16 protein-coding genes are annotated in these 19949 nt (G+C 67.6%); 11 read left to right on the forward strand and 5 right to left on the reverse strand.

The genetic code is table 11. The features are described from left to right. Nucleotides 1-227: 227 nt before the first annotated feature. From ACOABP_RS12225 to ACOABP_RS12240, 4 genes are all read left to right on the forward strand, one after another. The gene (locus ACOABP_RS12225) at nucleotides 228-638 is read left to right on the forward strand and encodes a nuclear transport factor 2 family protein (protein ID WP_474225292.1); all 411 of its coding nucleotides are present in this window, start codon (nucleotides 228-230) and stop codon (nucleotides 636-638) included. A gap of 134 nt (nucleotides 639-772) precedes the next feature. Next, entirely contained in the window at nucleotides 773-1651 is an 879-nt protein-coding gene (locus ACOABP_RS12230; protein WP_474225294.1) for a c-type cytochrome, read from the forward strand. A gap of 165 nt (nucleotides 1652-1816) precedes the next feature. Continuing rightward, the gene (locus tag ACOABP_RS12235; protein ID WP_066739323.1) at nucleotides 1817-2284 is read left to right on the forward strand and encodes a (2Fe-2S)-binding protein; all 468 of its coding nucleotides are present in this window, start codon (nucleotides 1817-1819) and stop codon (nucleotides 2282-2284) included. Nucleotides 2285-2293: 9 nt separating this feature from the next. After that, the gene (locus tag ACOABP_RS12240; RefSeq protein ID WP_474225296.1) at nucleotides 2294-4546 is read left to right on the forward strand and encodes a xanthine dehydrogenase family protein molybdopterin-binding subunit; all 2253 of its coding nucleotides are present in this window, start codon (nucleotides 2294-2296) and stop codon (nucleotides 4544-4546) included. Between the two features lie 88 nt (nucleotides 4547-4634). On the opposite strand, the gene ACOABP_RS12245 is transcribed toward ACOABP_RS12240, so the two are convergent. Both ACOABP_RS12245 and ACOABP_RS12250 read right to left on the reverse strand, forming a co-directional pair. Continuing rightward, nucleotides 4635-5432 carry an anti-sigma factor family protein gene (locus tag ACOABP_RS12245; protein ID WP_474225297.1) on the reverse strand — a complete coding sequence of 266 codons (798 nt, stop codon included), beginning with the start codon at nucleotides 5430-5432 and terminating at the stop codon, nucleotides 4635-4637. Then, nucleotides 5419-6045 (reverse strand): RNA polymerase sigma factor, encoded by a 627-nt coding sequence (locus ACOABP_RS12250; protein WP_474225299.1) that lies wholly within the window; start codon nucleotides 6043-6045, stop codon nucleotides 5419-5421. Before ACOABP_RS12250 ends, ACOABP_RS12245 begins: the two co-directional genes overlap by 14 nt. Nucleotides 6046-6252: 207 nt before the next feature. On the opposite strand from ACOABP_RS12250, the gene ACOABP_RS12255 reads away from it, so the two are divergent. After that, nucleotides 6253-7146: a metallophosphoesterase family protein gene (locus tag ACOABP_RS12255; protein WP_474225300.1), complete on the forward strand. Its 894-nt coding sequence runs from the start codon at nucleotides 6253-6255 to the stop codon at nucleotides 7144-7146. 80 nt (nucleotides 7147-7226) lie between these two features. Further along, nucleotides 7227-7571, forward strand: a complete 345-nt coding sequence (locus ACOABP_RS12260; RefSeq protein ID WP_474227825.1) for a cupredoxin domain-containing protein — start codon at nucleotides 7227-7229, stop codon at nucleotides 7569-7571. A gap of 50 nt (nucleotides 7572-7621) precedes the next feature. Here the strand turns inward: ACOABP_RS12260 and ACOABP_RS12265 are convergent, their stop codons facing one another. Beyond that, entirely contained in the window at nucleotides 7622-10801 is a 3180-nt protein-coding gene (locus ACOABP_RS12265) for an efflux RND transporter permease subunit (protein ID WP_474225302.1), read from the reverse strand. Next, nucleotides 10798-12039 (reverse strand): efflux RND transporter periplasmic adaptor subunit, encoded by a 1242-nt coding sequence (locus tag ACOABP_RS12270; protein ID WP_474225303.1) that lies wholly within the window; start codon nucleotides 12037-12039, stop codon nucleotides 10798-10800. Before ACOABP_RS12270 ends, ACOABP_RS12265 begins: the two co-directional genes overlap by 4 nt. A 159-nt stretch (nucleotides 12040-12198) precedes the next feature. Here ACOABP_RS12270 and ACOABP_RS12275 point away from each other — a divergent pair, with 159 nt between their 5' ends. From ACOABP_RS12275 to ACOABP_RS12285, 3 genes are all read left to right on the forward strand, one after another. Then, nucleotides 12199-12483, forward strand: a complete 285-nt coding sequence (locus ACOABP_RS12275; RefSeq protein WP_066739301.1) for a hypothetical protein — start codon at nucleotides 12199-12201, stop codon at nucleotides 12481-12483. A gap of 113 nt (nucleotides 12484-12596) precedes the next feature. Further along, nucleotides 12597-13886, forward strand: a complete 1290-nt coding sequence (locus ACOABP_RS12280) for an MASE1 domain-containing protein (protein ID WP_474225304.1) — start codon at nucleotides 12597-12599, stop codon at nucleotides 13884-13886. Continuing rightward, nucleotides 13883-15106, forward strand: coding sequence for an alpha/beta fold hydrolase (locus ACOABP_RS12285; protein ID WP_474225305.1), 1224 nt, complete (start codon nucleotides 13883-13885; stop codon nucleotides 15104-15106). Before ACOABP_RS12280 ends, ACOABP_RS12285 begins: the two co-directional genes overlap by 4 nt. A gap of 26 nt (nucleotides 15107-15132) precedes the next feature. Here ACOABP_RS12285 and ACOABP_RS12290 read toward each other — a convergent pair whose 3' ends face one another. After that, nucleotides 15133-17451, reverse strand: a complete 2319-nt coding sequence (locus tag ACOABP_RS12290) for a patatin-like phospholipase family protein (protein WP_474225307.1) — start codon at nucleotides 17449-17451, stop codon at nucleotides 15133-15135. Between the two features lie 349 nt (nucleotides 17452-17800). Here ACOABP_RS12290 and groES point away from each other — a divergent pair, with 349 nt between their 5' ends. Further along, the gene (groES, locus tag ACOABP_RS12295) at nucleotides 17801-18091 is read left to right on the forward strand and encodes a co-chaperone GroES (protein ID WP_008644494.1); all 291 of its coding nucleotides are present in this window, start codon (nucleotides 17801-17803) and stop codon (nucleotides 18089-18091) included. 90 nt (nucleotides 18092-18181) lie between these two features. Continuing rightward, complete coding sequence (gene groL, locus ACOABP_RS12300) at nucleotides 18182-19825, forward strand: chaperonin GroEL (protein WP_066739298.1); 1644 nt, start codon at nucleotides 18182-18184, stop codon at nucleotides 19823-19825. The last annotated feature ends 124 nt before the right edge of the window (nucleotides 19826-19949 follow it).

Genomic DNA, 19949 nt, shown 5'->3' on the forward strand with positions numbered 1-19949 from the left:
AGTCGCGCCTGGCGGAATCTGACGGCCGGGATAGGGGCAACTGCATGGCTTTGTTGGGGCTGGCGCCGCAGGCTGAAAGCTGGTATGGCGGCCGGCGTCCGCGGCGCCTGGCCGGTGGGAATCGTGGCGATTACCTGATGCGTAATCGCGGCGCGGCCGGCGGGCATCCATGATGAAGCCATGACGTAGCCAACCCCCTGCATATCCCTGACCACAAGGAGCAAGCCATGACCGCAACCATCGTCCCGACCGCCGGCGCCGCCTCGACCGACCTGGCAGAACTGGCCGACCGCTACCTGGCGGCCTGGAACGAAACCGACGCCGACCGCCGCCGCGCGCTGATCGGCCGGACCTGGGCCGAATCGGCCGTGTACGTGGACCCGCTGATGCGCGGGGACGGACATGCCGGCATCGACGCGATGATTGCCGGCGTGCAGGCCCGCTTTCCCGGCTTTGTGTTCCGCCGGGTGTCCCCGGTGGATGCCCATGGCGACAACCTGCGCTTTACCTGGGAACTGGGTCCTGCGGGCGAGGCTGCGCTGGTGGTGGGCACTGACTTCGCCACGGTTTCGGCCGATGGCCGCCTGGCCGGCATGACCGGCTTTATCGACCGCGCCCCGGCCGGGCTGGCGGGCTGAACGCGGTCGTATCTCCCGCACTGGCGGCGCCTGCGTAGCTTCTGTACGATCCCGCACGGAACACGAGGCGCGCGCCCGGTTCAATCGGGTGGCGCAATCTGCGCTTTCTCGATGGCCGCTCACGGGGGATACCCATGGACGTCAAGCGATTCTTCCGCATCGCCAGCTCCGCGCTGGTCGCCTTCGTGGTGTTCGTGGTGCTGGCCGTGGGCAGCACTTACTGGTGGGGCGGCCGCAAGCTTCAGCGCAGGATCGACGTGGCCGTCCAGCCCGTGGCGATTCCGGCCGACGCCACGGCCATCGCCCATGGCAGATATCTCTATGAGTCGCGCGGCTGCGCGGACTGCCACGGCGCCAGGGGCTCCGGTCGCCAGGTGTTCGACGAGTCCAACGGGTTCCGGGTGTTTGCGCCCGACCTGACCCGTGCCAATCCCGATATCGACAAGTACCAGCCCCAGGACTGGGACCGCGCCATCCGGCATGGCGTGGCGCCGTCGGGCCGGCCGCTGCTGGTAATGCCGAGCGAGGACTACAACCGGCTGTCGGACGACGACTTCGGCGCGCTGGTGGCCTATGTCCGGAGCCTGCCACCCGGCCCGGGCCGGCCTGGCGAGGTGCATCTGCCGTGGTTTGTCCAGGGGATGTACGGTGCCGGCGTGATCAAGGACGCCGCCGAGAAGATCGATCACAGCCTGCCGCCAGCCGCGCCGGTGGCGGCCGCCGTGAACGTGCAGTACGGCGCCTACGTGGCAAATTCGTGCAAGGGTTGCCACGGGGCCGAACTGCGCGGCGGCCATATCCCCGGGGCGCCACCGGACTGGCCGTCCGCCGCCAACCTGCAGCCGGGCGGGGCGATGAAGGCCTACCCCGAGGCCAGCCAGTTCGTGACCATGATGCGCACCGGCAAACGGCCCGACGGCACCGACGTCAGCCGGGTGATGCCGTTCACCGCCTTCGAGAAAATGAACGACACCGACCTGCAGGCGCTATATCTGTTCCTCAGCCAGAAATAATCCCGGTTATGGTGCGCACAGCATGATGTGAGCGGGGCTGCGCAAGCTTTTCATATTTCTACTATGCTCCACGGGTTCGCCGGGTGGCCAGGGTTCTTTTTGCCATTGGCCCGGCGTGACACGCGAATAACCGACTGGGCCAAGCACCCAAGGAGCACCCCCCAAATGACGACCCTCACCCTCAACGGCAAGACCGTGGAGGTGGACGCCGATCCGTCCACGCCACTGTTGTGGGCCCTGCGCGACAACCTCGGCATGACCGGCACCAAGTTCGGTTGTGGCATGGCCGCGTGCGGCGCCTGTACGGTCCATATCAACGGGCAGGCCACGCGCAGCTGCGTGATGCCGATCTCGGCCACGGCCGGCAGCAAGATCAACACGATTGAAAGCATGGGCGACGACCCGGTCGGCAAGGCCGTGCTGGCGGCATGGCTCAAGCACGACGTGGCCCAGTGCGGCTACTGCCAGAACGGCCAGGTGATGAGCGCCGTGGGCCTGCTGCGCAGCAAGCCGCGGCCCACCGATGCCGACATCGACCAGGCCATGGCCGGCAACGTCTGCCGCTGCGGCACCTATCAACGGATTCGTGCGGCGATCAAGGACGCCTCGCGCGCCATCGCTGTCAAGGCATAAGGGGCCGCCATGCGTATTCGAGGTATTGAAGCCCTGGCCGGCGGCAGCGGTGCGCCCGCTGCGCAAGGGGTAGCCGCAGGCACGCTGTCGCGGCGCAGTTTCCTGAAACTGTCGGGTCTGGCGGGCGGCGGGTTTGCACTGGGCATCGTCGGCATGGACGCCGCGCTGGCCCAGCAGGCGCCGGCCAAGGCGGTGGCACCGCCGCAGGCGTTCCTGACGATCGCGCCGGACAACACGGTGACCATCGCCGTGAACCGGCTCGAATTCGGCCAGGGCGTGCATACGGCGCTGCCGATGGCGCTGGCCGAGGAGCTCGATGTCGACTGGAAGAACGTGCGCGCCATCCTGGCGCCGGCCGGCGACGCGTACAAGGACCCGATGTTCGGCATCCAGATGACCGGCGGGTCGACGGCGCTGAACCATTCGTTCGAGCAGTACCGCGAGCTGGGCGCGCGGGCGCGGGCCATGCTGATTGGCGCTGCCGCGCAGAAGTGGGAGGTGGATCCGGCCAGCTGCACCGCGTCGATGGGCGTGGTCACGTCGGGCAACAACCGCGCCACCTATGGCGAACTGGCGCAGGCGGCCATGGGCCTGCAGGTGCCGGCCCAGGTCAAGCTCAAGGACCCCGCCCAGTTCCGCATCGTCGGCAAGCCCACGCCGCGCCTGGACGCCGCTTCGAAGCTGCACGGCGACGCGGTGTTCGGCATGGACGTCCGGCTCAAGGACATGATGGTGGCCGTGGTGGCCCACCCGCCGCGCTTCGGTGGCAAGGTCAAGTCGTTCAACGCCGACAAGGCGCGCAAGATCAAGGGCGTGGCCGATGTGATGCTGGTGAACACCGACCGTGGCGGTTCGGGCGTGGCGGTGGTGGCCGACGGCTACTGGCCGGCCAAGACCGCGCGCGACGCGCTGGAGATCGTCTGGGAAGACACGGGCTCCACGGTCAGCACGGCCGCGCTGTTCGACCAGTTCAGCAAGCTGGCTACGCAGCCGGGCATCGTGGCGAAGCCGCTCGAAGGCGGCAGCATCGACACCGCGCTGTCGGGCGCGGCCAGGGTCATCGACGCCGAGTATCGCGTGCCGTACCTGGCCCACGCGCCGATGGAGCCGCTGAACTGCACGCTGGAACCCGAGGTAGCCGGCAACAAGGTGACCGCCGTCAAGGTGTGGGTGGGCTCGCAGTTCCAGACCATCGACCAGGGCGCCATCGCCCGCACGTTGCAGCTGACGCCCGAGAAGGTCACGCTGAACACGATGATGGCCGGTGGTGGCTTCGGCCGCCGCGCCGTGCCCACATCGGACTACCTCGTGGAATCGGCCAATGTGCTGCGCGCCTGGGTGGCAAACGGCCATACCGAGCCGGTCAAGGTGATGTGGAGCCGCGAGGACGACATCAAGGGTGGCTACTACCGTCCGCTGCACGTGCACCGCGCCCGTATCGGCGTGGACGCGCAGGGCAAGGTCGTGGGCTGGCAGCACACGATCGTCGGCCAGTCGATCATCACCGGCACGCCGTTCGAGCCGATGATGGTCAAGAACGGCGTGGACGCCACGATGACCGAAGGCATCGTCGAGAACGACTACGACCTGCCGCTGCAGGTGCACGTGCATCACCCGAAGGTGGATGTGCCGGTGCTGTGGTGGCGCTCGGTGGGCAACACGCATACGGCGTTCGTCAAGGAAACGCTGGCCGACGAAATGGCCACGGCCGCCAGGCAGGACCCGGTGGCCTGGCGCCTGGCGCGCCTGGACGAAAAGAAGCACGCACGCCATCGCGCCGCGCTGCAGCTGGCCGTGGACAAGTCGGGCTACGGCAAGAAGAAGCTGCCGAAGGGCCATGCCTGGGGCGTGGCCGTGCACGAGTCGTTCGGCTCGGTGGTGGCCTATATCGTCGACGTGTCGGTGGTGAAGGGCGAGCCGCGCGTGCATCATGTGACGGCCGGCGTGCATGCCAATCGTGTGGTCAATCCGCTGAGCGCCGAGGCGCAGGTCCAGGGCGGTTGCGTGTTCGGGCTGTCGATGATCAAGCCGGGCTTTGCCATCGAGATGGAAAACGGCATGGTCAAGAACAGCAACTTCCCCGACTATCCGCCGCCGCGCATGCCTGACGCCCCGGTGGTGGACGTGTTCTTCGTGCCGTCGAACGACAACCCGACCGGCCTGGGCGAACCGGGCACGCCCGGCATTGCACCGGCCGTGGCCAACGCGCTGTTCCGCCTCACGGGCAAGCGCCAGCGGCAATTGCCGTTCGTGATGGCCTGAGCGGGCTCCTCCTGCTCTTGTGTGATCCCCTCTCCCACAAGTAAGGGAGAGGGGAGTTTCCCCCCTCCAAAAATCGGGATCTCACCCCCTACCGCCGCTCCCCGTCCTCCGCATTGCGCCACGCCTGCACGAACTTGCGCAGGTCGCCGGCGGACGCGTCGGTGATCGCCACGTAGCGCATGCCGCCGGCGTTCCAGCTTTCGAGCTGGTATCCCTGCCGGACCCGTTCCCCCACTCCTGCGCCTGATCCCGGTATCACGAAGACGTCCACTGGATGCTGGCGGCGCTGGTAGACCAGCACAGCCACGCGCTGCCCGTCGACAAAGTCGACCCGGCCGCCAACCAGCGGAAAGCCGGCCGAAGCCAGGTCGCGCACGTCGGGCGCGTAGTCGATGCGACCGTTGAACCACGGCTTGACGGTGTGCTGGTCGGTCGAAACCACATCGCTGGCCCGGTTCGAGATCAGCCCGCGCACATGGCTGGCGACGATGCTGCTGGCGAGCAGGTCATCGGGTGACGGCTCGGTCTGGTACTGGAACACGCTCAGGCCCACCGCAGCCACCGTGACGGCGGCCAGCGCGGCATTGACCGGGGGCGACCACGCGAACCAGCGGCGCCAGCCGGCCGGTGCATCGGCCGATGGATCGGCCAGGGCGCCGTCGGTGGGGGCGGGCAGGGCGTCGAGAATGCGGGCGCGCAGTTCGGCCGGGGCGCGATGGTAGGTGGCGCCATGTCGCGTGACACGGCGCATGGCCTGCAGGTTGCTCAGCGCATCCACGCAGCCGTCGCAGTCTTCGAGATGGCGTTCCAGCCGCACGCTGTCGGCCGCACCTACCTCGCCGTCGGCGGTGGCTTGCAGCAGGGGGCGGGCTTCATTGCAATCCATGGCGCCGGTCTCCTGCGGGGGGGATGGATTCGTCGGGGTCGAGGTCGGCTGCCGGCATGCCGCTGGCGGCCTGCTGCGGTGCGCCATCGCGCAGCGCCACCACGGCGGCGGCCAGCATGCGGCGGCCGCGCGCCAGCCGCGACATCACGGTGCCCACCGGAATGTCGGCAATGCGCGCGATATCGCGGTAGTGCAGTTCCTCCAGCTCACGCAACACCAGCACCTCCCGAAACGCCACCGGCAGCCGCTCCAGCGCCGCGTGTACCAGCCGCACGTCTTCCTCGCGCAGCAACCATTGCTCCGGATCGCCGGCCGCGCCGTGCCAGTCCGGCAGGTCGGCATCGAGCAGCGATTCGTCATAGCCGGTCTCGGCGGCCGCGCGGCGCTTCTGCCAGGTGGTGAACCACGTGTTGCGCACGATGGTCAGCAGCCATGGCCGGGCCTGGTCGCCGCGAAAACTGCCGAACAGCCGGAACGCGCGCAGAAAGGCCTCCTGCACCACGTCGTCGGCATCGCCCGGATTGCCGCATAGCCAGCGGGCAAGGTTGTACGCGGCATCCAGGTGGGGCAGCACCAGGATGTCGAATCGGCGGCGCGTATTGGCGGCGTCCAAGTCAGTCCTTCAGGGGCGGATCGGCAGGGCACTGCGGCATGGGGCGTCTCCCGTGTATTACCGGCGCTGGGCCGATTCTATTCCCGGCTTTCCAATTCGCCAATGGTGATCTCCCCTCTACTACTTGTGGGAGAGGAGCGAGGCCCTGGGGAATAAATCCCGTCCGATCCCGGTATGACAGTCACCACCCACCCACTGGAGACGGTCATGAATGGAAACTGGAGCCGGCGCGACATCCTGCGCCTGGCAGGTGCGGCCGGCGGCGCCGTGTTCGCATCGGCCTTGCCGGGCTGGGCAGCCGCCCGCGACGACGATTTTGTGTTCGTCCAGCTGTCCGATGCGCACTGGGGCTTCGAGGGGCCGCCCAATCCCGATGCGCGCGGCACGCTGCCCAAGGCCGTGGCGGCGGTCAATGCGTTGCCGCAGCCGCCCGATTTCGTGATGTTCACGGGCGACCTGACCCACAGCACCGACGATCCGGCCGAGCGCCGCCGCCGCATGCGCGAATTCCGCGACATCATCGCCCCGCTGCGCGCCGGGGCCGTCCACCTGATGCCGGGCGAACATGACGCCAGCCTGGATAACGGCGCGGCCTACCAGGAGCTGTTCGGGCCCACGCACTACACGTTCGATCACAAGGGGCTGCACGCCATCGTGCTGGACAACGTGTCGGACCCGGCCGGCCAGGTGGGCGAGGCACAGCTGGCGTGGCTGGCCGCCGACCTGGCGAAACAGCCGCGCGACGCGCGCATCGTGGTCTTTACCCACCGGCCGCTGTTCGACCTCTATCCCCAGTGGGACTGGGCCACGCGCGACGGCGCCAAGGTGATCGACCAGCTCATGCCATATCGGAACGTGACGGTGTTCTACGGGCATATCCATCAGGAACATCACCGCATGACCGGGCATATCGCGCACCACGCGGCACGCTCGCTGATGTTTCCGCTGCCGGCAGCGGGGTCTCAGGCGCGCCGGCTGCCGGTGCCGTGGGATGCCGCGCATCCGTACCAGGGCCTTGGCTGGCGCGAGGTGAACGCCACGGCGTCGCCGGGCAAGGACGCGTTCAAGCTGGCCGAGCAGCCGGTGGTCGGGAGGGCATGATGACGCGCGATCCGAGGACGACCGATCCGAGCGATCCGGCTGTTCCGCATGATGGCCTGGCCGCCGTTGGCCGGCGCCGGATGCTGGCGCAGGTCATGGGCCTGATGCTGGCGGCCGCCGTCGTGCCCGTGATGGGTGGAGCCGCCGCGCCGCGCGTGATCCCGATGCGCGCGCGGCGCTTCGTGTTCATCCCTGACAAGCTGGCGCTCAAGCCTGGTGAGACAGTGATGCTGGCAATCACCGCCGAGGACGTCATCATGGGCTTCTCGGCACCGGACTTCTCGGTCCGTGCCGACCTGCCGCCGGGCAAGGCGGTGGAGGTGAGGCTGACCGCGCCGAAGAAGCGCGGCACCTACACCTTCCTGTGCGACATCTTTTGCGGCTCGGGCCACGAGAGCATGAGCGGCACGATCAGCGTGGCGTAGCGGACGAGAACGGGGAAAGGGGAAGGGGGAGCCGTCCGGGGCGGCGACGCTCAGGCGTCGTCGTACTCGGTGGTGCGCGCGTCGGCATGCGCGGGCGGCTGGCCCGTGCGTGCCGCACGGCGCCGCACGTACCAGTGATGCGCGCGATCCAGGTACAGGTAGACCACGGGCGTGCTGAACAGCGTCAGCATCTGCGACACGACCAGCCCGCCCACCATCGCCCAGCCCAGCGGACGGCGCAGTTCCGAGCCCGCGCCGTGGCCCAGCATCAGCGGCAGGCCGGCCAGCAGCGCGCACATGGTGGTCATCATGATCGGCCGGAAGCGCAGCAGGCAGGCTTCGTAGATGGCGTCGCGCGGGGCCATGCCGCGTTCGCGCTCGGCCACCAGCGCGAAGTCCACCATCATGATGCCGTTCTTCTTGACGATGCCGATCAGCAGGATGATGCCGATCAGCGCGATCACGGTGAAGTCGTAGCCGCCCAGCATCAGCACTGCCAGCGCGCCCACGCCGGCAGACGGCAACGTCGACAGGATCGTCAGCGGGTGGATATAGCTTTCATAGAGCAGTCCCAGCACGATATACACGGCAATCAGCGCCGCCGCGATCAGGTATGGCTGCGAGGCCAGCGAAGCGCCGAAAGCCTGTGCCGTACCCTGGAACGCGCCGGTCAGCGTGCGCGGGCGGCCCATCTCGTGCAGCGCCTTGTTGATCGCGTCCACCGCCTCTCCCAGCGACGCACCCTGCGCCAGGTTGAACGAGATCGTCACGGCCGGAAACTGCCCCTGGTGGCCGATCGACAGGTAGGCCGTGCGGTTGGTGTCGATCTTCACGAACGACGACAGCGGCACCTGCTGGCCCGTGATGGGCGAGGTCAGGTAGAGCTTGTCGAACAGTTGCGGGTCCTGCTGCATGGCGGGCGTGATTTCCAGGATCACGTGGTAGCTGTTGATCTGCGTGAAGTACTGCGCCACCTGGCGCTGGCCGATGGCGTCGTAGAGCGTGGCGTCGATCAGCGCCGGCGTGATGCCGAAGCTCGATGCGCGGGCGCGGTCGATGGTCAGCACGGCGGCCGCGGCGGCGTTCTGCTGGTCGGACGCCACGTCGCGCAGTTGCGGCAGCTGGCGAAACCGCTCGACGATGCGCGGCGCCCAGCTGTTCAGTTCGTCCAGGTTGGCGTCGGTCAGCGTGAACTGGTATTGCGTGCGCGACAGGCGGCCGCCCACGTTGATGTCCTGCCCCGCCTGCAGGAACAGGTTGGCGCCCTGCACCTGCTGCAGCTTCGGCCGCAGGCGCGCGATGACCTGGTCGGCCGACGCCGTGCGGCCGTCTTCCTTGGGGCGCAGGCTGATAAAGAAGTTGCCGGTGTTGACCGTGTTCTGGCCGCCGGTCATGCCCACGGCGGCCACGTCGGGGTCGCTGCGCACGATGTCGGCCAACGCCACCATGCGTGCATTCATCGACTTGAACGATGCATCCTGCGCCGACTCCGCAGTGCCGAACAGGAAGCCCGTGTCCTGCTGCGGGAAGAAGCCCTTGGGGATGATGACAAACAGCACCACGGTAGTCGCCACGGTCAGCAGGAACACGCACAGTGTCAGGAACTGGTGGTCGAGCACGTGGTCCAGGCCGCGCCGGTAGGCCCCCAGCATGGCGTCGAAGCCGCGTTCGAACAGCTGGTAGAGCCGGCCATGCTGCTCGGCGTGGGCCGGATCGTGCGGCTTGAGAAAGCGCGAGCAAAGCATCGGCGTCAGCGTCAGCGACACCACCACCGACACGGCAATGGTCAGCGTGACCGTCACCGCGAACTCGCGGAACAGCCGGCCCACGATGCCGCCCATCAGCAGCAGCGGAATGAAGACAGCCACCAGCGACACCGAGATCGACACGATGGTGAACGCGATCTCCCCGGCACCCTGCAGCGCGGCCTCCATCGGCGACATGCCCGCTTCCACGTGCCGGTAGATGTTCTCCAGCATCACGATGGCGTCGTCGACCACGAAGCCCACGGCGATGGTCAACGCCATCAGCGACAGGTTGTCGCGGCTGTAGCCCAGCAGGTACATGCCGCCGGCAGTGCCCAGCAGTGCCAGCGGCACCGTCACGCTGGGGATCAGCGTGGCCGGCACGTTGCGCAGGAACACGAAGATGATGCCGACCACCAGCACGATGGTCAGCACCAGCGTGAATTCGACATCGGCCTCGGACGCGCGGATGTTCTGCGTGCGGTCGGCCAGCACATTGACGTTGACCGAAGCCGGGATCGACAGTTGCAGGCGGGGCAGGGCGGCCTTGATGCGGTCCACCGTGGCGATCACATTGGCGCCGGGCTGCTTGGTCACGGCCAGGATGATGCCGCGCCCGTTGTGGAAGGTGTTGTCGGCGGGTGCGGCGGCTCCGGCAAAGGCCCAGCCGGCCAGCCTGGCGTTCTCGGGGCCGTCCACGGCCTGGCCGATGTCGCGCACGCGCACCGGCGCGCCGTTGCGGTAGGCCAGCACGATGTCGTTCCAGGTGCTCGCCTTCGTGATCTGGTCGTTGGTGTAGACGTTGAACGCCTTGGTGGCGCCGTCGGTGGCGCCGGTGGGCTGGTTGACCGTGCTGGAGGCCACCACCGCGCGGATGTCTTCCAGGCTCATGCCCATCGCGGCAAGCTTGCCCGGGTCCACCTGGATGCGCACGGCCGGTTTCTGCTGTCCGCCGATATTGACCAGCCCCACCCCCTCGATCTGCGAGATCTGCTGGGCCAGGATGTTGTCGGCATAGTCGTTCACGGTGGTCAGCGGCAATGCATCGGACTGCACCGCCAGCACCAGGATCGGCGCGTCGGCCGGATTGATCTTGCGGAACGTCGGCGGGCTGGGCAGGTTGGTCGGTAGCTGGCCGCCGGCGGCGTTGATGGCCGCCTGCACGTCCACGGCAGCGGCGTCGATGCTGCGGTTCAGGTCGAACTGCAGCGTGATCTGCGTGGTGCCCTGGGCGCTGGCCGACGTCATCTGCGTGAGCCCGGCGATCAGCGAGAACTGCCGCTCCAGCGGCTGCGCCACGTTGGATGCCATCGTCTCGGGGTTGGCGCCGGGCAGGTTGACGGTGACCTGGATGGTCGGGAAATCCACCTGCGGCAATGGCGCGATGGGCAGCAGCGGCCAGGCGGCAAGGCCGACCAGGAACAGCGCGAGTGCCAGCAGCGAGGTGCCGATCGGCCGCTTGATGAAGTTTGCCGATACGCTCATGGGCGCGCGCCGGGCGGGGCGGTGGCCGGCGTGTTGGCTGGCATGTTGGCGGCCACGGCCGGTGCGCTGCCGGGGGTGTCCGGGGCGGCGGCCTGCCCGGACTGCGGCGGGGTCTCGGCAATCCGCGCGCCGGGCTTGAGCTTGTACTGGCCGTCGGCCACCACGCGGTCGCCCGGGTTGACGCCGCTGGAGATCACGGCACGCGGGCCCTGCAGTTCCGCCACCTGCACCGGCTGCAGCTTGACGGACTGGTCTGCCAGCACGGCATAGACATAGGTGCCGGCCTCGTTGCGCTGGATTGCCGAGGCCGGGATGACCACGGCGTTGTCGCGCTGCCCCAGCACCAGCCGGGCGTTGACGTACTGTCCGGGCCACAGCGCCTGGTGCGGGTTCGGGAAACGCGCCTTGAGCTGGATGGTGCCGCTGGTGGTGTCGATCGTATTGTTCAGCAGGATCAGCCGGCCCTGGCCCAGCGCGATATCGGTGCCGCGCTCGTTGGCAAACACGGCCAGCGGCGTGGCACTGGCCGCCATCGCGCGCTGGATGCGGCCGAAGGCATCGTCGGGCAGCGTGAAGACCACGTCGATGGGATCGATCTGGCGGATCACGACCAGGCCAGTGGTGTCGGTGGCGTGGATGATGTTGCCGGGGTCTACCAGTCGCGCCCCGACGCGGCCCGACAGCGGCGCGGTGATCGTCGTGAAGTCAAGCTGCACGCGGGCCAGCGCGATCTGCGCCTCGTCGTTCCTGACCGTTGCGGCCAGCTGGTTGACCAGCGCGCGCTGGGTGTCCAGCGTCTGCCGGGTGGTGGAATCGGTGCGGATCAGGTCCTCGAAGCGCTGCAGGTCCAGCCGGGCGTTGGCCAGCAGGGCTTCGTCGCGCGCCTTGGTGGCCTGGGCCTGCTGCAGCGTGGCCTGGAAGGTGCGCGGATCGATGCGCGCCAGCACCTGCCCCGCCTTCACATCCTGGCCCTCGACGAACCCCACGCTGTCCAGCTGCCCGTCCACACGTGCCTTGACCGTCACGGTCGCGATGGCCTGCACGGTGCCCACGCCGGTCAGGCCGATGTCTACCTCCTGGGTGCGCGCCATGGCCGTGCTGACCACCACCGGCGGCACCGGCGGGGTGGCGGGGCGCGGGCGCAGGAGCCGGTACAGCCCCCAGCCGGCCAGCAGCACGACGACGATGGCCAGCGCCACGGCCAGCGGGCGGTGGCGGGACGGGACAATTGCGGACATGGGTTCGACATCCATCGCTTGACTCGACAAGGATAGGTCGCGCACCTTACCGGCGACATGCGGGGATACGACGGGCGTATTACTGTTTATTTCAGCGTACGATGCCAACGCAGTCGTGCATCATCAGGCTTGTGGCCAACTTCTCTCAGGCAGACCACCATGGAAACCCAGGAAAGCACCCTGACCCTCGCATTGCTGACGGTGCCGGCCCGTGCGGCGATCTGCCGCGCGCTGCTGGAGGCCGGCGAAGATTGCTTGCCCGCCATTGCGCTGGCCGAAGCGTCTGGCGTGACGCTGCGCCGCGCCGCCCATTATTTCCAGGAGATGGTCCAGGCCGAGGTGCTGGCGCTGGTCATCCGCGACCATCAGGTCTGCTACATGCTCAAGGCGCGCCGCGCGGTGCGCGAGGCGCTGGAATTCGTGGACCGCAGCGGCCTGAACTGACTGTGCTGCTTCAGGCGCTTTTTTGAGGGCGCCGGTCAACTGGCCGGCGTGGTTCGCCGTTCATTCAGGGCGGCCGGCCTTTGTGGCGGCGCGCCTTGCATCAGGAATCCAACGTGAAACTTTCGAACCGGATCGCTACGCTTGCGCTGTGGGCGGTCCTGTATTTCGTCCTCGGCTACGCATCGCACAAGATCAACGGGCCATTTGCCGCCACCGGTTATATCTGGCTGCCGGCCGGGGTGACCGTGGCCGCCTTCATGCTGGCGCCGGCCCGCCGCTGGGTGGAACTGGGGCTGGCCTTCCTGGCCGCGCAGATGCTGCTGGGCATGGTGGAAGGGCGCGACGCCTTCCGCATGGTGCTGTTCTCGCTGGACGAGATCGGCTTTGCGGCCCTGGCCGTGGCCCTGGTCCACATGATGCGGTTTTCGCTCGAAGGCCTGGCCTTCCTGCGCGGCCTGCTGCTGGCTGCCGTGGTTGGCAGCGTGGGCGGAGCGGTGTTCGGCGCCGGCTGGTTCTGGCTGTTCCTGGACGTGCCGTTCTGGGCCACGGCCAAGGTGTGGGCCGCCGCCGACTTCGTGGGTGTCCTGATCGTCACGCCGGTGTTTGCGGGCTGGGCGCGCTTCAGCGCGGCCCGCTCGGGTGGCCGGCGCCGGGGCGAGTTCATGGCCGGGATTGCCGCGTTGCTGGCCGTGCTGGTGACCGCCGCTGTCGTGTTCGACGGCACCCGCATCGTGCAGTTGTCGCTGGACGTGGCCTACGCGCTGACCTATATCCCGCTGTTCTTCGTTGCTATCGCGGCGCTGCTGCTGGGCGGGCGCGGCGGCTCGGTGGCGGTGGCGCTGCTGACGGGGCTGGTGCTGCTCAATACCGCGCAGGGCGATGGCCCGTTCGCCGATACGGCGGTCTACCACGGCAATTCGCTGCTGGTTGCGCAGCTTTACCTGGCCGTGGCTGCCTTGCTCACGCTGCTGATCAGCACGCTGCGGACGGCCCGCGAGCAGCTGCACGAGGCGGCGGCGACCCGCCAGAACGACGTGGAGCTTGCCCTGGCCGCCAGCGGGCAACTGGTCTACAACCTCGATCCGCATAGCGGCCGGCTGCGCTGGAGCGGCAGCGTCGAACAGGCATTTGGCGTGGTCGAGCCGGCCTTTGCCACGCTCGACGACGTGCTGGCCTGCGTGCATCCGGACGACCGCGCCGAGGTGCGCCGGCGCTGGTTGCGCGAAAGCGACGGCGAGGTACGCGGCGACCTGACGTTCCGGCTGATGCTGCCGGTGGGGTCCACCACCACGGTGGTGGACATGAGCGGTCCGCTGCTGGACGGCGACGACTCCGTGGCGCTGATCGCCGGGGCCTGGCGCATCGTCGCCAGCCACGACACCGAGGGGCGGCGCGCGGCATGACCACCGAACAGGCGCCGCGCGTCGGGGCCTTGCTGATCCACGGCCTGGGCGGCACCCAGTACGACCTCGGGCCGATGCACAAGGTGCTGCGGCGCGGCGGCGTGGAAACCCACGCCGTGACGCTGCCCGGCCACGGCGGTACGCCCGAAGACCTGCACCACGTGCGGGCCGAACAGTGGATCGACTCGGTCACGCAGGCCTACGACGCGTTGGTGGACCAGTACGACACGTTCCACGTGATCGGCATGTGCATGGGCGCGCTGCTGGCAGTGGCGCTGGCCGAGCGGCGCCAGCACCGCAAGGGCAAGCTCGTGGCGCTGTCCGCACCGGTCTTTATCGATGGCTGGTCGACGCCGCCTTACCGCTGGCTGCGCCACGTGGTCTACCACCTGCCGATACTGCCGACCCGCATCAAGGTCGAAGAGAACGAGCCGTTCGGCATCAAGAACGACCTGGTGCGCGCCATCGTCAAGGCCAAGTTCGAGCGCGGCGACAACTTCCACTACCGCTGGGTGCCGCTGACCTGCATCCGCCAGGTGGACCGCCTGCGACGCTGGGTGCTGGACGGCGCGCGGCGCGTGGCCTGCCCGACGCTGGTGGTGCATGCGCGCGAGGACGAACTGACATCGGTGCGGTCGGCCGACTTCCTGCTGGCGAACGTGCCGCAGGCCCAGGGCGTGGTGGTCGAGAACAGCTACCACATGATCTGCGTGGACAACGACCGCGAACAGGTGATGGCCAGCGTGGCCGGGTTCCTCGGGCTCGATGCGGCCGCCGGGCGCGTGCGCACGCGCCGCGCCGTGGAGGCGCCCATGCCGGCCGAGGCCGTGCAGGCGCTGGTGCACGATTACCTGGCCGCGCTGACCAGGCGCCATTTCGAGGCCATCTATCCGCAGCTCGATCCGGCTATCGTCTGGCGCCACGTGGGCGATCACCCGCTGGCGGGCGAATATGGCGACCGCGAGGCCGTCATCGCGCTGTTCCAGCGCCTGGAGCAACTGACCGGCGACACGATCCGGATCGAAGTGGTGGGCGCACCGCGTGTCGACGGCCAGATCGTCGAGGTCGATATCAGCGTGTCCTATCTGTTCGACGGCACGCCGATGCAGGGCCATGGCACCCAGACGCTGCAGCTGCGCAATGGCCGCATCGCCGCTGTCGAATACCGCTCGGCGATGGCGGCCGCCAGCCCGGCGGCGCTGGCCGGCCAGGCGGTCTGAGCACCTGACCCGGTGCCCGGCGCCGGTCAGAACACGCGGCCCAGCTGCAGGTAGATATTCCAGACGCCCGCCGGGGCTGCCGCAAAGCCGAAGTAGAGCGGCCCGATCAAGCTGTTCCCGCCGATGAACGCACTGGCGCTGGACTTGTACGGGCCGCTGCCGAAATTGCGCCGCCTGAGCCAGACATCGCCCACTTCCAGGCTGGTGCCGAAGACCGTGGTGCGCAGCCCGGGCAGCGTGAATTCACGCAGTTCGTTCAGGTAGGTCACGCGGCCGTACAGCAGGTAGTTGCCCGAGAACTGGTCCGGCGCATAGGCGGACAGCCGCTGGAATCCGCCCAGCGTGAAGCCCAGGCCACCGCTGACGCTGTTGTTCGAGCGGTGGTCGTTGTAGGTCATGGCACCTTCGGCGGCCAGGTTCAGCGTGTGGCGGCCGTAGCTGCCGGCCCACAGCGCCTTGGCGTGCGCGTCGTCGAAGCTGTTGTCGACGCCGCCGAACGACAGCTGGTTCACCGCATACAGGTAATAGCCCTTGCGCGGGAAGAGCGGGTCGTCGAGCTGGTCGATGGTCAGCTGGGCGCGTACCACCGGCTGGCGCACCCGGGCGCTGAACCGGCCGTTGGGCGTGCCGGCCAGCAGGTAGTCGGAGTCGTAGCGCACCTGCTGGTAGTTCGCGCCGACCCGGAACTCGCCCAGGCGGCCGATCGGCAGCCCGAAGTCGACACCGGCCTGGGCCGTTTCCACGCGCACGGCCGTCAGCGGCGTGGCATTGCGTTTGTCGCCGTTGTCCGGGTAGATATCGACATGCTTGCGGGCGTATTCCAGATAGGGCGCGATATAGAAGCCCAGGCGGTCGAATACGGGCTGGCGCAGTTCGGTGTGCCATTTCGCCTGGTTGCTGCCCAGCACGATGTCGTTGCGCCATTCGAGCCCGCCCTGCGTCAGCCACGGGTAGCGGTGGCCAAGCTGCAGGTTGAAGGCGCCCTTGCCGTCGAACGTGGTGGACAGGCCAAAGCCGAACAGCAGGAACTGCGGGCCCCATGATTTTTCCTGCGCCTCCACCTTGAGCACCGAACGGCCGTTCTCGGTCACCAGTTCCTGCGTCACGCTTTCGAAGTCGCCGCTGGTCGACAACTGCGTCAGGTCGTGGTTGACGGCGGCCGTGTCATAGCGGTCGCCTTCGCGCACGCGCAGGTACTTCCGCACGTACGATGCCGGGATACGGCCCGAGGTATGGACCTCGATGGCATCGACGCGGTGCGGCTCCATGGCGGCCACGTGCGTGGCGCGCGCCGCGATGTACTGGTCCCATGCCTCGCGCGGCAGGGCCAGCGCGGCCAGCCGGGGCGCGATGGCGGTGGCGGACGCGTAGCCGAGCCCGATGCCGTCGCCGGCGTGCGAGAAATCGGCGAAGGACAGCTTGCCCAGGTCGGGCTCCAGCAGCACGTCGCGCGGCCCCAGCAGCGACTTTTGCGTTGCCACGTTCTGGTTGGTCAGGATCGTCACCATCTGCTGCGTGACCGCGGCGGGGGAGTCGAGCGTGGCCGGATCGTCGAGCGGGGTGGCCACATTGACGGCGATCACGATGTCGGCGCCCATGTCGCGCGCCATCTGCACCGGCAGGTTGCTGACCAGGCCGCCATCGATCAGCGTGCGCCCGTTCACCGCGAACGGCGCGAACAGACCGGGCACGGCGGCGCTGGCGCGGATGGCGCGGGGCAGCGAGCCGTGGTCCAGCACCACGGGCGCACCGGTGCCAAGGTCGGTGGCGATCGTCCGGAAAGGCACCGGCAGCGTGTTGAAGTCGACATCGCCGGGCCATGCCGACGTCCAGTCCTGCAGCAGGGTCAGCAGCTTGTTGCCCTGTACCAGCCCGATCGGCAGCTTGACGCCGTCCTTGCCCACCCCGGCCGAGATGCCGATCGGATACTGGAAACTGTCTTCCCGCAGCGTCTGTGGCAGTTGCGCGCGTTCGTTGCGGTCGAACACGATGTCGCTGAGATTGACCCGGGACAGCCGGGTCTCAAGCTCGTCGGCCCCGATGCCGCTCGCGTACAGCCCGCCGACCACCGCCCCCATGCTGGTCGCGGCGATGCAGTCCACGGGCACGTGCATCTGTTCCAGGGCCTTGAGCACGCCAATATGGGCGTAGCCCCGCGCGCCACCGCCGGACAGCACCAGGCCGATGCGCGGCCGGGCAGCCGGGGTGCCGGGGGCACCATTGGCCGCTTCGGCGCCGCAGGCCGCGAGGGCGTGCTGCCAGGACAACAGGCCGATCAGGAACAGACCGAACAGGACCGCCCACCCTGGCGGGGCACGGCGCGGCGCATTGGGTTGGCGAAACATGACGGTGACTTCGGAAAAGGCGGACGGCGGTGGCGAACCCGTCTGCCAACGTGGCAGCGGGACTTTTCGTGGACATTGTCAGGGGGAAGGGCGCAGAAGTGGCGATCTGGCCGGCCGGCGAGAAAAAAATCGCTGCATACGGGAAAACCCCCATTCAGCCCGCGTCTTGAAAACGCAATACCCCGTCCCTATAATTAGCACTCGCTGGGGGAGAGTGCTAACAGTCAGTTGGCGCCCCGCCCCTGCGGTATACCCGAAAACCTGATGGCCGTTGCCGGCTGGCGTTGATCGCCTCGACAATCGGCCATTTTGTGAATCAAAACTCACTTTTTTGTATTTAGGAGTCCGTATGAACCTGCGTCCTCTGCACGACCGTGTGATCGTGAAGCGTCTGGACAATGAAACCAAGACCGCGTCCGGCATCGTGATTCCCGACAATGCAGCCGAGAAGCCGGATCAAGGCGAAGTGCTCGCCATTGGCCCGGGCAAGAAGGATGACAAGGGCAACAACATTGCCCTCGACGTGAAGGTGGGTGACCGCGTGCTGTTCGGCAAGTATGCCGGCCAGGGCGTGAAGGTGGATGGCCAGGAACTGCTGGTCATGCGCGAAGAAGACATCATGGCTGTCGTCAACAAGTAATCGACGCCTGTCTCACCAGACAAAACCCCAGATTCCTGAACGTCCCGCCATGCGCGCGGGGCGATCTATCCAGATTCGGAGATTCAAGACATGGCAGCAAAAGACGTAGTGTTCGGCGACGCCGCACGTGCCAAGATGGTTGAAGGCGTGAACATTCTCGCCAACGCAGTGAAGGTGACGCTGGGCCCGAAGGGTCGCAACGTGGTGCTGGAGCGCAGCTTCGGCGGCCCGACCGTGACCAAGGACGGTGTGTCCGTGGCCAAGGAAATCGAGCTGAAGGACAAGCTGCAGAACATGGGCGCCCAGATGGTCAAGGAAGTGGCTTCCAAGACCAGCGACAACGCCGGTGACGGTACCACCACCGCTACCGTTCTGGCCCAGTCGATCGTCCGCGAAGGCATGAAGTTCGTGGCCGCCGGCATGAACCCGATGGACCTGAAGCGCGGTATCGACAAGGCTGTCGGTTCGGCCGTGGAAGAGCTGAAGAAGCTGAGCAAGCCGACCACGACCAGCAAGGAAATCGCCCAGGTTGGCGCGATCTCGGCAAACAGCGACGCCTCGATCGGCGAGCGCATCGCCGAAGCCATGGACAAGGTCGGCAAGGAAGGCGTGATCACGGTTGAAGACGGCAAGTCGCTGGCCGACGAGCTGGAAGTCGTGGAAGGCATGCAGTTCGACCGCGGCTACCTGTCGCCGTACTTCATCAACAACCCGGAAAAGCAGGTTGTTCAGCTGGACAGCCCGTTCGTTCTGCTGTTCGACAAGAAGGTCTCGAACATTCGTGACCTGCTGCCGGTGCTGGAGCAAGTGGCCAAGGCTGGCCGCCCGCTGCTGATCATCGCCGAAGACGTGGAAGGCGAAGCCCTGGCCACGCTGGTGGTGAACAACATCCGTGGCATCCTGAAGACCGCCGCCGTGAAGGCTCCGGGCTTCGGCGACCGCCGCAAGGCCATGCTGGAAGACATCGCCATCCTGACGGGCGGCACGGTGATCGCCGAGGAAATCGGCCTGACGCTGGAAAAGGCCACGCTGCAGGACCTGGGCCAGGCCAAGCGCATCGAGATCGGCAAGGAAAACACCATCATCATCGACGGCGCTGGTGACGCATCGGCGATCGAAGGCCGCGTGAAGCAGATCCGTGCCCAGATCGAAGAAGCCACTTCGGACTACGACCGTGAAAAGCTGCAAGAGCGCGTGGCCAAGCTGGCCGGCGGTGTTGCCGTGATCAAGGTTGGCGCTGCCACCGAAGTCGAAATGAAGGAAAAGAAGGCCCGCGTGGAAGATGCACTGCACGCCACCCGCGCTGCCGTGGAAGAAGGTATCGTCCCCGGCGGCGGTGTGGCCCTGCTGCGCGCCCGCGCTGCCATCTCGGGTCTGCAAGGTGAAAACCCGGACCAGAACGCCGGTATCAAGATCGTGCTGCGCGCCATGGAAGAGCCGCTGCGCCAGATCGTGCTGAACGCTGGTGAAGAAGCTTCGGTCGTGGTGGCCAAGGTCATCGAAGGCAAGGGTAACTACGGTTACAACGCTGCCTCGGGCGAGTACGGCGACCTGGTGGAAATGGGCGTGCTGGACCCGACCAAGGTGACCCGCACCGCGCTGCAGAACGCTGCTTCGGTGGCTTCGCTGATGCTGACGACCGACTGCGCCGTTGCCGAAACGCCGAAGGAAGAGTCGGCTCCGGCAATGCCGGGCGGCATGGGCGGCATGGGCGGCATGGACGGCATGATGTAAATCACGCCGGACTGCCGGGCCAGACGGCCTGACTGTCAAGAAACCCCCGAGGGCTCGCGCCCTCGGGGGTTTTTGTTTGTGGGGCTGGCGCAGGGCAGGGCGGCGAGGGCGCTGCGGATCGGCC

The sequence above is a fragment of the Cupriavidus sp. HE11 genome, from assembly GCF_056097175.1.